This is a genomic window from Micromonospora sp. NBC_01638 (assembly GCF_045209745.1).
Lineage (GTDB): Bacteria > Actinomycetota > Actinomycetes > Mycobacteriales > Micromonosporaceae > Micromonospora.
This window is the reverse complement of the sequence record NZ_CP109273.1, coordinates 3381236-3394135: the sequence shown is the minus strand read 5'-3', so window position 1 is coordinate 3394135 and position 12900 is coordinate 3381236. Positions and strand designations below refer to the sequence as shown.

Genomic DNA, 12900 nt, shown 5'->3' with positions numbered 1-12900 from the left:
ATCAGGCTCCTTCGGGATAGTCGTCAGGCCATGTCCATCGCCGTATGTCGCCCTCGAGCGACCGGAGGCGGTCAAGATAGTAGCTGTCCTTGGAGTACGTGATCAGCAGCTGATCGCGGGCGCGGGTGGCGCCAACGTAGCCCACTCGTCCCCAACGCGCAGTCTCAATCGTTCCGTCCGGGGCCGGAAGCCCTTCCAATCCAACGAGAAACACGACGGCGAACTCGTAGCCTTTGGCGGAGTGGACCGTCATGACGGTGACAGCCGGCTTCGACGGTTGATAGCTGTCAGATTCCCAGGATCTAGCAATTTGGTAGGGAACATTAGCTTCATCCAATGCACGAGCGACTGCACCGATACCGCGTTTGAAGGCTACGAGCACGCCGATCTCGTGTGGCTCCCGTTGTTCCTGATCGAGCAAAAGCCGGATGTCCGCCGCCACCGCCAAGGCCTGCGAGGCGGGCTTTTCCGCCCAAATGAGGTCGACCGGCTCGCCGGCGGGCGCCTGGCCGGCGCCTGCGACAGTGAAGGTGGAATCAAGGGCCGCAGCGACATCGAGAATCTCCCGTGTGCTCCGGTACGGGATGTCGAGTTGCAGTTCGTCGATCGCATGGCCCGCGAGGGCGTTCCGGGCGTCTCCGTCGCGGTACAGGGCTTGAACGGGGTCGCCGGCCAGCATCGCTCCTCCGCGCCCCGGACGCAGCGCAGCCAGGGCGAACCTCGTCCAGGCCGGGAAGAAGTCCTGCCACTCATCAATCAAGAGGCCGTCGATAGTCGGGGTGATGCCGCGACGGATGGCTCGTCCAAGGTCGGCCTCGGAGTGCAATTCTTCCCGCAGATCGATGCGGTGGCCCATGTCCTGGGCGAACCGCCCGAAGGTGTTGACCTGAACAGACGGAGTATCGGCGAGGAGGCGCCGCAGGTGCGGCACGAGTAGACGGTTGTAGCAGAGGACCTGGATACGCCAGTCCGGATGCGACCTCGCTAGCCAGCGTGCTCGCGCGACGAGTACCAAGGTCTTGCCGCTGCCTGCAGGACCGTGGACAACCGCAACATCCCGTATGTTCCGCATGGCGACTTCCGCCTGCGCAGAATCGAGCCGCAAGCGATAATGCGCCCGCCCTTCCGCATTGGGATCGTCAAGCGATCGAACGGGCAGGTCAGGGAAGAGAAGTGCCGGCGTGAGCCGCTGCTGCAGCCGCCGGAGAGCGTCAACATCTACCATGGCAGGGAGCCACGTCTCCGCCCAACGCCCACCCTGAACATCGGCGGCACCCAGCAGAAGTGCGCTGCCCTCAGCAGCCGGGGCAGGTGCCACGATTCGGCGGATGATCGGAAGATCGCCTAGTTCCGGAGCGTCCTGACGGAGGTTAGCCACTTTGCGATTTAGACGAATAGCAGGCGCTCTGTCTTGAACATCAATGTTTTCACCGGCGATATCCATGACACATAGGCCACGTTCCTCATCGAGTAGAATCATGTCCGGCCAGTCGTCACTGCCGGCCTCGATGACGTGCATGCCCAGCTGGCGCGCTGAGTCCAGTACCAGTTTCCTTAGGCCCTCAACGCTCGCCACAGAATCTCTTGTCATGAGTCGACCGAGCGCTCGGGCGCCCGCCGCGAAACTAGCAGCCGGTGTACCGGCAGGTCCGGGTTGTGCCGCAGCAGCACGGCCACCGCGATCTGCATCGGATCCCCGGTCAGGCCCGTCCAGCGCACGGTCTCGACCGTCGAGAGCCCGTCGAGCTGCCCTGGGTCAACGACGAAAAGGGCCGGCTCGAACCTGCCGGCCGCGCGCAACAGAGCATTCGACCGCATTTGGTAAGCCTCATCCACAATAATCCCAACCCAGGAACAGTCGGTGACGGTGGCCGATTTGGCGATCGTACCGACGGTGACGGCCCGAACGCCGAGGTCGGTCACCTTCACCCCGACCCAGACCATCTCCTGGCCCTTCACCCGCTCCGACTTTCGGTAGTCGGCGGCGGCGGAGAGCCGGCCGATGCACAGCTCGGACAACTTCTGCGCCAGACGGTCGGTCAGGTCGTCGACCTGCTCGTTGGTCTGCGCGATGACGATCAATCGCTCAACGGCAGCGCACACTACAAGGGCTGACTTGCCGGCCTCGCGCGACGAGACAACCACCACTCTGCAGCGATCGCGGAAGCGCAGATTGGCCAGCACCGCTGTGATCACCCGCTCCGCTTCCACCGCGGGCGGCATCTCCAGCCCGGCAAGCATCGACCTCACCTCCCCACAAGGTGTGGCGCGGACATTACGCCCGGAGCCCCGAGAGTGGGACCCCGAGGTATTCAGCCGATCAGCCGGTCCCAAGTAAGCTGTTTGCGCTGTCGAGAACCTCCAAAGGTGAGATTGCTAAAGGCGACGACCTGCCGATGCTGCGCGTTTCCGCAGGTCAACTGCAGGCGATAGCAGTGCACGGATAGTCAGTGGGCCCCTGGTGAGGGTGATAGGCCAGGCAAGTCTTTAAACGATGTAAAGCACCACTGTCGCCAACCCGACAGCTGCAGTAGGCCCTGTGGCGGACAGCGCCGCACGGCCACTGCCAGCTAGGTTGCCGGGATGACGGATCTTGAGCGAGGTCTCTACGAGCACCTGATCACTCGTGAGCTGGCCGACCGCCTCCAGCACGTCGACCCCGCCCTCATCCAACGCAACAAACTCGACCCTGCCGACGCCCACCACACCCTCGCCCGCCACATCGCCGCCCTGGCCGCCCGAGCCCTCCAGTCCCTCCCCAACGGCGACGACAAGCTCCACCACCAGGTCACCCTGGCGAACCAGATCGCGGACGCCATCGCCACCCTGAGCCCAAAGGCAGCCACGGAGCAGGACCAGGTAGCCGACGCCAAGCACCTGCTCCACGCCATCGCCGCCCCACCGACTCCACCCGCGCAGCCCACCTTCCCGCAGCGCCCCACCACCCCGCTCTCCACCGGCGCCCTCCTCGTCAACGGCCGTCACCAGCCCCGCATCGGTCACGAGGTCAACCACGAGATGGCCTCCGCCGACCAGGTCGACCTGCTCTGCGCGTTCATCAAGTGGTACGGCCTCCGCATCGTCGAGCCAGCCATCCGCGCGCTGGTCGCCCGAGGCGGCAAAGTCCGGGTCATCACCACGACCTACCTCGGCGCCACCGATCAAAGAGCGTTGGATCGGCTCGCCGAGCTGGGCGCCGAGATCAAGGTGTCCTACGAAACGAGGACCACCCGTCTGCACGCCAAGGCATGGCTGTTCCGCCGGGCCAACGGCACCACCACCGCATACGTCGGCTCGTCGAACCTGTCGAAGACCGCGCTGGTGGACGGCGTGGAGTGGAACGTCCGCATCTCGAACATGGAGCAGCCGCACGTCATCGACACGTTCGCGGCGACGTTCGAGGACTACTGGAACGATCCGGCTTTCGAGTCGTACAACGCAGCCAGGGACGCCGAGCGGCTACGACACGCGTTGAGCGGCGAGCGCCGCGACGAGGCCCCGACCCAGATCTCGAACCTCGACGTGCGCCCGTACCCCTATCAGGCCGAGATCCTGGCCGACCTGGATGCCGAGCGGCTGGTGCACGGACGCTGGCGCAACCTGGTGGTGATGGCGACCGGCACCGGCAAGACGGTGGTCGCCGCCCTCGACTACCGCCGGCTGCACCGCAACAAAAGGGCAGACTCGCTGCTCTTCGTCGCTCATCAGGAGCAGATCCTGCGGCAGAGCCTGTCGACGTTCCGGCAGGTGATGGGGGATGGCAGCTTCGGCGAGACGCTGGTCGCGGGCGAGAAGCCGAACGGCTGGAAGCACGTCTTTGCCTCCATCCAGTCGCTGCACCGGCGGGAGGTCGACCCCGAGGCGTACGACATGGTGATCGTGGATGAGTTCCACCACGCGGAGGCCCCGACGTACGCCCGGCTGTTGGAGCGGCTGCGTCCCCGCGTACTCCTGGGCCTGACGGCGACCCCCGACCGGGCCGACGGCGGCGACGTGCGCCGGTGGTTCGATGGCCGGGCGGCCGTTGAGCTGCACCTGTGGGAGGCGTTGGAGCGGCAGTTGCTGGCGCCGTTCCAGTATTTCGGGCTGCACGACGACGTGGACCTGTCGCAGGTCGCCTGGAAGCGCGGGCAGGGCTACGACCCGACGCAGCTGAACACGATCTACACCGGCAACGATGCGCGGGCGCGAACGGTGCTGCGGGCGGTCCGCGACAAGGTGGACGTCGGGCGGATGCGCGCGCTCGGGTTCTGCGTGAGCATCGGGCACGCCGAGTTCATGGCCGCCTGGTTCAGGAAGCACGGTGTCGAGGCGGCGGCGGTGACCTCGCGGGCCGGCACCGATCGGGCGGGGCTGTTGCGGGACTTCAAGGCCGGCAAGCTTCGGGTGCTCTTCACCGTGGACCTGTTCAACGAGGGCGTTGACCTGCCGATGGTCGACACGATCCTGATGCTGCGGCCCACCGAGAGCGCCACGATCTTCCTGCAACAGCTCGGCCGTGGGCTGCGCCTCGACGACGACAAGCCCTGCCTCACCGTGCTCGACTTCATTGGCGGGCAGCACGCCAACTTCCGCTTCGACCTGCGCTGGCGTGCCTTGACCGGGGTCAGCCGACGGGCGATCACCGAAGCGGTCCGCGAGGACTTCCCGAGCCTGCCGAGCGGCTGCCACGTCGAGCTGGACCGGGTGGCGAAGGAGGTCGTGCTCGCCAATCTGCGATCGGCACTGCCCACCTCGAAGGCCGGTCTGGTAGCCGAACTGCGGCAGCTCGGCGACGTCAGCCTGGCAACATTCCTCCGCGAGACCGGCCTAGAGATCGAGGACGTCTACCGGTCGGCCAGCGTCGGCGGCTGGACCGGCCTACGCCGGCTCGCCGGCATCGAGACGTCCGCGCCCGGCCCAGACGACCGGGAACTCGGCCGGGCCATCGGTCGGATGCTGCACACCGACGACGTCGACCGGCTGGAGCTGCTGACCCGGGTCGCGGCCGGACCGCCGGCGCCAGGTCAGCAGGTGTACGCGGGGAACGGCCGACTGCTGGACATGCTGCACTTCAGCCTTTGGGGGCCGACCGCATCCCTAGCCAGGCGCAACGACCGGCTGGCACGACTGTGGAAGGAGCCGGCGCGCTGCACTGAGCTGCGGCAGGTCGCCGAGGTGCTGCGGGATCGCATCCATCGGGTCACGCCGACTGCCGCTCCGGGTGCGGTGCCATTGCGGGTGCACGCCCGGTACAGCCGCAACGAAGCGTGCGCCGCCTTCGGGATGACGAACCCGGGGTCACTGCGTGAGGGGGTGAAGTGGCTGCCCGACGCGGGTGCCGACCTGTTCTTCGTCACCCTGGTCAAGTCGGAGGCGCACTACTCCCCCACCACCATGTACGCCGACCGGGCCATCACCGAGACCCTGTTTCAGTGGGAGTCCCAGAGCACAACATCCTCGGCGTCGACGACGGGGCAGCGCTACGCGTCGGGCGGCTCGACCGTGCACCTCTTCGTTCGGGAAACCCGGATCGCCGACCGCGACCTGGGCGCACCGCCGTACCTCTACGCCGGCACCATGACGTACGAGTCGCACACCGGCGACCGACCCATGCGCGTCCTGTGGCAGCTCCACCACGCCCTCCCCGCCGACGTGTACGCCACCGCTCGCACGATCGCCGCTTAAGCCATCCGCAGCACACCCGTGGAGAGCCACTGAACGGTGCTGATCGCGCCCGGCCCGACGAAGCATCGAGCCGGGCGCGTCGAATGAGCTATGCCACGAAGCGGGACCGACGTCGGCGTCCGATCACGTAGCTCACGCCGCCGATGAGCAGAAGCGCACCGCCAATGCCGGCCAGGGCGGAGAGGTAAGACCCGCCTGGAGGAGTACGCCGACGAGCCTCGCCGCGCGCCTCGACGCTGGGGTGTCACGTGGTGCTGGCCGAGGGCGCGGCGACTAACCGGTGGCTCTGCTCCGAGCCGCGAAGACGCGGCCCGGCGGAGCTATCGGCGGTTCCACTGCTGGTTGGCCTGGCCGGTGCAGGTCCAGAGGATGAGCTTCGTGCCGTTGCTGGTGCCCTGGTTGATGGGGTCCAGACAGAGGCCGGACTGCACTCCGGTGATGGTGCCGTTCGCGTTGACGTTCCACTGCTGGTTCGTCCCGCCGTGGCAGTCGTAGATGGTGACCTGGGTACCCGGGGAGGTGCCGTAGCCGGCGGCGTCGAGGCACTTGTTGCCGTAGACGGTCAGTGCCTTGCCGGCGGTGTAGGTCCACCGCTGGTTCGTACCGCCGTGGCAGTCCCACAGATTCACCTGGGTGCCGTTGGTGGTGGAGCTCCCGGGGACGTCGACGCACCTGCCGGACCGGGCGCCCACGAGGGTGGTGGTGGTCTGCCCGCCGCCGCTGCCCGGGTTGCCGATGCTTCCGGGCACCGACTGCAGGGCGCTGTACCAACGGGCGGCCATCTTGTCGTAGCCGCCGGCCGTGGGGTGGATGCCGTCGATCAGGTCGGCGGTGGTGAGAGCGCTGTGCATGTCGACCAGGCGCACCCGTTTACCGGCGTTCACCTTGTTCTGGACGATGCCGGGTATCGCCGCGTTGAAGGTGCGAACGGCTGTCTCCTGGCCGCTGTTGGAGAGCGGAATGAGCTGCGCCACGAACACCTCCGCGGTCGGCACGGTGGTGGTGATGCGGTCGATCAGCGTGGAGAGCCGATTCGGCGCGGTGCTCACGTTGTAGTTCTGCAGGATGTCGTTGGTGCCGATGTGCAGCAGGACGGTCTGCGGCCGCTGGGTGTTCAGCCAGCCGACGATGTTCGCGTCGATCTGGTCGATACGCCAACCGGGATGCCCCTGGTGGTCGTGGTCGCCCAGGCCGGCTGGCCCGTTGAACTGCGATCCGACGAAGTCCACGGTGTACCGGTCGTTGACGAGACGCTGCCAGAGCCCGATGCGGTACCCGCCCGGCACCTGGGTGCCCTCGGTGATGGAGTCGCCGAGCGGCATCACACGCACCCCGCCGTTGGACTCCGCCTGGGCCGGACCGGTGGGTGTCACCACTCCGGCGACCACGACACCGAGCGCGGCGAGCGTCGCGAGCCATTGTGCCCTCGTTCGCATAGCTTCTCCCCTGGTTGGTCGAGCTGGCCGAGGGCATGGGCCGGCCGGACCGAGCAGCCGCCGGCTGCCGGGCGTTACCCGGCGCGCCGACAGTCACTTGGGCATGGCGCAACTGCCTCAGCACTGGGACGAGTGTGAGCGCTAACAGCGATGATTGTAGATTCCTTGGGTTAATCTGGTCTAGCTCTGTTTGATCCATCGGCTGTCGCCCGATCGGCGGCTGTCCGGACCACCCGCCCCGCGTAGACCGCCGCGTTCGTCCGTGACCCGGACGGCAACAACCTCGGGGACGTCTGCCACGCCCCCGAGTGATCGCGGGTTAGGTTACGAACATGGAGCAGCGGATCAGTCTGGTCACTCTGGGAGTCACGGACGTGGCGCGGGCGAAAGCGTTTTACGAGCAGCTCGGCTGGCAGGGCCAGGAGGTTGAAGAGACGGTCTTCTTTCAGGCCGGCGGCCTGGCCCTCGTCCTCTGGGGTCGCGACAAGCTGGCCGACGACGCCGGCATCCACGACCCGGGCACCGGCGCAATGACCCTGGCCCAGAACGTCCGCTCCCGAGCGGAGGTCGACGAGCTGATCGCCACGGCGACCAAGGCTGGCGCCACGGTGACCAAGCCGGCGCGGGAAACGTTCTACGGCGGCTACGCCGGCTATTTCGCCGACCCGGACGGTCACCTCTGGGAGATCGCCTGGAACCCCGGCTTCACCCTCGGCCCGGACGGCACCCTGACCGTCCCCGACTTCAGCGCAATGGACTGAGTCCGCAGGCAGACCAGCCCAGCCACCGCGCATGAGCCGGCACGGGCGCGGATCAGGGCGCCGGAGACGGGCAGAGCAAAGGGCCCAGCAGCGGCAGTTGTAGGGGATCCAGGCAGACCATCAGCAGCGCGGGATCCGACGAAGGCGTCGCAGTCGGTGCCGGCCCGGTCGGGGACGCCGACGCGGTAGGCGTCGGAAGGGCAGGCGGCTCCGTGGCGGGCACCAGACCAGGCGTTGGCAAACTCGCCGACGGGGCCGGAGCGACGGACGACTGGGCCACCGCGATCGACGGTCCCACCGCACCCAAGGCGACCGGGCGGGACGCCAGCACCACCGGCCGAACAGCCGACGGGGCGTACGGAAGGCTCTGCGTCGCACGATCGACCGATCCGGCCCTGGCCTTGGGTGCCACCGGCCCGACGGGAAGGACCGGGACGAGGACCGCCTGAGCCTGAACCACGATCTCCGCCCGCTGCACCGGACCGGCCCGCTCCGGCCCCAGAGCGCCTGGACCGATCGTCGCGAACACCACCGTCGCGACGGCGGCAGCAGCGAGCGCCCGGCGGTCGGGGCGTACTGCCGCCAGCGGTGCCTCGTCCGGCCCCACCAACGGCAGCGGCGTGGGCCGGGCGTCCCGGTGCGCGGACAGCAGTGCGTCGAGCTGCGCGGTGACGGCGGCGCGTTCCCCGGCGGCCACGGCGACGGCGAGGGTGAGGTAGAAGCGGAAGTTCACCACGGCGCTGGCCGGAACGAGCAGCCCCAGAAGTCGACTGTGGTCCGGCAGCAGGGTGACCGGGACGTCCGTGTGGTGGGCGGCGCCGACCAGGTCTGCGTACGTCCACTCGCGCCGGCGCTCACTCCCGGAGAACGCCACCCGGTGGCTGGTCACGACGGCCATGCCACTGTCGACGATCCGCAGGCCCGCCGGCAGCGCCTCGCCCGAAGCCTCAGCGAAGGCACAGAGACCGCCCGGGGTGGGCAGCCCGGGGACGTGCCGCGCCTCGGCCTCGACCAACTCGGCGCTGGGGATGACGCGGAAGACGAGTTCGTCATCGTCGAGGTCCACCGGCAGGCCGGTGCGTGGCTGCGTACACCCGAGGAAGCCGGCGGCTTCGATGCGGAGCCGGACCAGGTGGTCGTTGCGGCGCAGCCAGGCGTCGGTGGCGTCGCGGTACGCGCGCTGCCGGCGCTCGTTCTCGCGCTCGGCCCAGGCGATCCGCCAGGGGGAGCGCGTCAGTGAGGTCACGGTCACACGTGGTACAACCAGTCACATACGTGACAGGGAACGCGGGCGGGATCGATGCATCCCTTTGCGCCCGAAAGGAGAGAATTGACGGGCATACGCGGGGACGGCCGCGGGGCCAGCCTGCGCAGGGCCCCCACAGCCAAGGAGTTTCCTGATGCTCGATGACATGCGCGTGCTGCGTGACGCGGTGCGGGAGTACCGCGTCACGGCGACGGCCGCTGGTCTCGACTGGCCGGACCAGGTCGAGTCGCCGGTCGGTCAACCGCCGGACGTGGTCTACCAGGTCTTCGGCGTGGATCACATCGCGGAGCAGCTGACGTGGTTGCAGTCGCAGCGCTGGCCCGACCGGCACCTGCTGCCCAACGTCGGGTGGCGGATGCCATGGCCGGAGGGCGGGGACGCGCTGGACTATCTGACGCTGCTGCGAGCCCGGCAGCGCGAGTGCGGGGTGAACATGGCCATCGTCGAGGACGGCTTCGAACACACCGAGGAGTTGTCCGACGCCATCGACGCCGCCAAGGCGTCGCTCGACGCGTAGTCCGGGTGCCGGCGGCTGTCCGGGTGACAACCCGAACAGCCGCCGGCCACGTCGGACCTACGAGGCCAGGGCGCGGACTACCTGCGCAGTGAGGTGAAGAACTGCCTCATCTCAGCGATCGAGCGGGGGATGTTGATGCGGCGGCACGGCGGCGGCACGGCATGGCTGGATCAGGCCGGCTGACCGCCCTCCGGCATCTCGAAGACCCGGCGGACGTCCACCTCGACCTCGCCGATCGTCTCGGCGAAGATGTCGGCGAACCGCCGCCCCCACTCCACCGCCTCCTCCTGGGAGCGCACGTCCAGCAGGGCGAACCCGGCGATCAACTCCTTGGTCTCGGTGAACGGACCGTCGGTGACGGTGATCTTGCCGCCGCTCACGGTGATCCGAGTCGCGCCCTTGGAGGTCTCACACAGCCCCTCGGCGGCGAGCAGCACACCGGACTGCGCCACCTCCTTCATGAAACCCTCCATCCGGGCGATGAACTCGGGGCTCGGGTTGAACGCCTCGGGCAGGTTCTCGTCGAGCTTGTGCATCAGCATGTAGCGCATGGTTTTCGGTCCTCTCGTGATCAATGAAACGACGGTCAGCGGGCGAGCTGGCGGCCGCAGAGCGCCGTCAGCCAGGCGAAGATGACAGCGCAGCCGAGCGCCATCCGGACGCTGATGGTGTCCTGGTCGGGCCAGGCCAGCAGCACGACCGCGGCCAGCGCGCAGCCGAGGGAGAACGCCGCCCAGCCCCGCTCCCCGACCCGCGACGACCGACGGGCGAAGACGAGACAGGCCACGACCAGCGACCCGAAGGCCAGCATCGCCCCGACACCGTGGCCGACGGCGTGCCAGCTCAACGTGTCCGGCGCGCCCTCCGGGGCACCCGCCGGCCAGCCCATGCTGGGATCGGAGACCAGCACCCCGCCGATGATCAGGCCGATGCCGTGTACGGCGACGAGCGCCGGTCCCCACGTGCCGGCCGGCTCGCCGCGCAGCGCCCGGCGCAGCCCGACCGCACCGGCCAGGGCGAGCAGCCCGGTCAGCACGAAGTTGGCGATCTGGATCCAACCCAGATCGCCGAGGGCGAGCAGGCTCAGCGGTTGCCGGCTCAGGTCGAACCCGTCGCGGGTGAGCACCTGGGCCGCCGCCACCACCCCGAACAGCGGGCCGGCGACAACTCCACCGGCCAGCAGCGCCCTGGTCGTCGTACGCCGGGAGTCGACGCCCGCCACCGCGGACCCTGCGCTCATCGCGTTCGCCGTCGTCATGTCGATCTCCTCGTCCCTGCCGGCCGGTCGCCGGTCTCGCACGCCGGTGTGAGCCGGCTTTTCACTGACGCGTCGAGCGGCCGGCACGGGATACGACATGACGGTCGAACATTTCTCAACGGGCCGGCGCGACGCCTCGGGCGCAGTCGGCGGCGCGGGCGAGCAGCAGCGCGCGCTCACGTTCGTTGCCGGTGAGCTGGGCTGCCCGGTCGAACTCAGCCCGCGCCTCGTCGTAGCGGCCCAGCTTCGCCAGCAGGTCCCCGAGCACGCTCGGCAGCAGGTGGTAGCCGGCCAGCGCCGGCTCCTCGGCCAGCGCCCGGGCCAGGTCCAGGCCGGCGGCCGGGCCGTCGGCGAAGGAGACCGCGACGGCCCGGTTCAGCTCCACGACCGGCGACGGCACGATCCGGGCCAGCTCCGCGTAGCCGGCCGCGATCCGCGCCCAGTCCGTCTCCTGCGGGGTACGCGCCCGCGCGTGACAGGACGCGATCTCCGCCTGAAGGGTGTACGGGCCGGGTGGGATGTCGGCGGCTCGGGCCTGGTCGAGGGCGGCCAGGCCCCGGCGGATCAGCATCGGGTCCCACCGTCCGCGGTCCTGTTCCATGAGCAGGATCGGCTCTCCGGTGGAGTCGACCCGGGCGGCGGTGCGGGACGCCTGGATCTCGAGCAGCGCGGCGAGCCCGTGCACCTCCGGTTCTGCGGGCATCAGCCCCTGCAGGACACGGGCCAGGCGCAGCGCGTCCGCGCAGAGGGCCGGACGCATCCAGTCGTCGCCGGCGGTCGCCGAGTAGCCCTCGTTGAAGATCAGATAGATCACCTTCAGCACGGAGGCGAGCCGTTCGCCACGCTCCTCGACGCCGGGCACCTCGAACGGCACCTTCGCCTCGGCCAGGGTCTTCTTGGCCCGGGTGATCCGCTGCGCGACGGTCGCCTCGGGCACCAGGAACGCCCGGGCGATCTCCTCGGTCTTGAGCCCGCCGAGCATCCGCAGGGTCAGCGCCGCCCGCGCCTGCGGCGACAACACCGGGTGGCAGGCGGTGAAGACCAGGCGCAGGAGGTCGTCGTCGATCCGTTCCTCGAAGGCGGCGTCGAAGTCGGGGGTGAACTGCTCGTCGCCGAGGTCGCGCCCGAGGTCGGCGACCCGGCGTTCGAGCAGGCTCCGGCGGCGCAGCGCGTCGATGGCCCGTCGTTTGCCGACCGTGGTGAGCCAGGCGCCCGGGTTGGCCGGCACCCCGTCGCGCGGCCACTGTTCCAGGGCTGCCACCAACGCGTCCTGGGCCAACTCCTCGGCCCAGCCCACGTCACGCACCAGGCCGGCAAGGGCGGCGATCACCCGCCCGGCCTCGATCCGCCATACCGCCTCGACGGTGCGGTGCACCTGCTCGTCCCCCATGACCGCCCATCACAGCAGGCCGGTCCAGTTGGGACAAGGAACGCCGCGCAACCAGGCGTCAGCCGGCCCGCCGCCGGTCCGGCAGCGGGCCTCGGGCCGGAAACCGCGACTGTGTACGCGGCGGGTACGCCTCGCAGTGCTCGGCCCAGTGCTCGGCGGCGGTGGCGAGGGCGTCGGCGGAGACGGTGAGGATCAGCGGGTAGATCGCGCCGGACGGGCGGCGCATCCACGGTGGCAGTGACTCGGCGGAGAACTCCACGATCAGCTCCAGCCGGCGCCGGCGGATCACCCGGGTGCGCAGGGCCAGGTTGGGTTCGGTGAAGCGGACCAGCGCCGGTGGTGCGCTCAGCCCGAGGGCCGCGGTGGCCTGCCCGTGCAGCCAGCCGCCGAGCGCGCGGGCCTCCTCCACCATGAGACTCGGGTAGTGGTGTGACCAGGTCTGACCGTCGGCGGTGCGGGCGTCCACCTCGATGAGCAGCCAGTCGTGCCAGCCGGGCGTGGCCCGGTCGGGGTCGTCGGGCGGGTCGACGCCGGGCTGGTAGCCGACGGGGCGTATCCGCACCCGAGCGCCATCGTCAGACCGGATCTCCACTCGATCATTCTG

11 protein-coding genes are annotated in these 12900 nt (G+C 69.1%); 3 read left to right on the top strand and 8 right to left on the bottom strand.

Translation table 11 applies throughout. From position 1 onward, the window contains the following. Position 1: 1 nt before the first annotated feature. Together OG811_RS16110 and OG811_RS16105 are read right to left on the bottom strand one after the other, a co-directional pair. The gene (locus OG811_RS16110; RefSeq protein WP_406075315.1) at positions 2-1576 is read right to left on the bottom strand and encodes a 3'-5' exonuclease; all 1575 of its coding nucleotides are present in this window, start codon (positions 1574-1576) and stop codon (positions 2-4) included. A gap of 11 nt (positions 1577-1587) precedes the next feature. Then, positions 1588-2241, bottom strand: coding sequence for a hypothetical protein (locus tag OG811_RS16105; RefSeq protein WP_406075314.1), 654 nt, complete (start codon positions 2239-2241; stop codon positions 1588-1590). Between the two features lie 342 nt (positions 2242-2583). On the opposite strand from OG811_RS16105, the gene OG811_RS16100 reads away from it, so the two are divergent. Continuing rightward, entirely contained in the window at positions 2584-5667 is a 3084-nt protein-coding gene (locus tag OG811_RS16100) for a DUF3427 domain-containing protein (RefSeq protein WP_406075313.1), read from the top strand. A 320-nt stretch (positions 5668-5987) separates the two neighbouring features. Here the strand turns inward: OG811_RS16100 and OG811_RS16095 are convergent, their stop codons facing one another. After that, positions 5988-7103 (bottom strand): ricin-type beta-trefoil lectin domain protein, encoded by a 1116-nt coding sequence (locus OG811_RS16095; protein WP_406075311.1) that lies wholly within the window; start codon positions 7101-7103, stop codon positions 5988-5990. Positions 7104-7435: 332 nt separating this feature from the next. On the opposite strand from OG811_RS16095, the gene OG811_RS16090 reads away from it, so the two are divergent. Next, complete coding sequence (locus OG811_RS16090) at positions 7436-7864, top strand: VOC family protein (protein ID WP_406075310.1); 429 nt, start codon at positions 7436-7438, stop codon at positions 7862-7864. Positions 7865-7916: 52 nt separating this feature from the next. Here OG811_RS16090 and OG811_RS16085 read toward each other — a convergent pair whose 3' ends face one another. Further along, positions 7917-9110: a hypothetical protein gene (locus OG811_RS16085; protein ID WP_406075308.1), complete on the bottom strand. Its 1194-nt coding sequence runs from the start codon at positions 9108-9110 to the stop codon at positions 7917-7919. Between the two features lie 154 nt (positions 9111-9264). Here OG811_RS16085 and OG811_RS16080 point away from each other — a divergent pair, with 154 nt between their 5' ends. After that, a complete protein-coding gene (locus OG811_RS16080) occupies positions 9265-9648 on the top strand; it encodes a hypothetical protein (RefSeq protein WP_406075306.1) in 384 nt (127 codons plus the stop codon). A gap of 170 nt (positions 9649-9818) precedes the next feature. On the opposite strand, the gene OG811_RS16075 is transcribed toward OG811_RS16080, so the two are convergent. The 4 genes from OG811_RS16075 to OG811_RS16060 form a co-directional block, all read right to left on the bottom strand. After that, positions 9819-10190: a YciI family protein gene (locus tag OG811_RS16075; protein ID WP_406075304.1), complete on the bottom strand. Its 372-nt coding sequence runs from the start codon at positions 10188-10190 to the stop codon at positions 9819-9821. A gap of 44 nt (positions 10191-10234) precedes the next feature. Further along, positions 10235-10906, bottom strand: coding sequence for a DUF998 domain-containing protein (locus tag OG811_RS16070; protein WP_406075302.1), 672 nt, complete (start codon positions 10904-10906; stop codon positions 10235-10237). A gap of 115 nt (positions 10907-11021) precedes the next feature. Continuing rightward, positions 11022-12296, bottom strand: a complete 1275-nt coding sequence (locus OG811_RS16065) for an RNA polymerase sigma factor (protein ID WP_406075301.1) — start codon at positions 12294-12296, stop codon at positions 11022-11024. A 58-nt stretch (positions 12297-12354) separates the two neighbouring features. Further along, on the bottom strand, positions 12355-12888 hold the full coding sequence (locus tag OG811_RS16060) for a hypothetical protein (protein WP_406075299.1): 534 nt from the start codon (positions 12886-12888) through the stop codon (positions 12355-12357). Positions 12889-12900: the final 12 nt, after the last annotated feature.

Coding starts and splice junctions, on each gene's coding strand:
- OG811_RS16105 (WP_406075314.1), bottom strand. CDS start 2,241: ATGCTTGCCGGGCTGGAGATGCCGCCCGCGGTGGAAGCGGAGCGGGTG.
- OG811_RS16100 (WP_406075313.1), top strand. CDS start 2,584: ATGACGGATCTTGAGCGAGGTCTCTACGAGCACCTGATCACTCGTGAG.
- OG811_RS16095 (WP_406075311.1), bottom strand. CDS start 7,103: ATGCGAACGAGGGCACAATGGCTCGCGACGCTCGCCGCGCTCGGTGTC.
- OG811_RS16090 (WP_406075310.1), top strand. CDS start 7,436: ATGGAGCAGCGGATCAGTCTGGTCACTCTGGGAGTCACGGACGTGGCG.
- OG811_RS16080 (WP_406075306.1), top strand. CDS start 9,265: ATGCTCGATGACATGCGCGTGCTGCGTGACGCGGTGCGGGAGTACCGC.
- OG811_RS16075 (WP_406075304.1), bottom strand. CDS start 10,190: ATGCTGATGCACAAGCTCGACGAGAACCTGCCCGAGGCGTTCAACCCG.
- OG811_RS16070 (WP_406075302.1), bottom strand. CDS start 10,906: ATGACGACGGCGAACGCGATGAGCGCAGGGTCCGCGGTGGCGGGCGTC.
- OG811_RS16065 (WP_406075301.1), bottom strand. CDS start 12,296: ATGGGGGACGAGCAGGTGCACCGCACCGTCGAGGCGGTATGGCGGATC.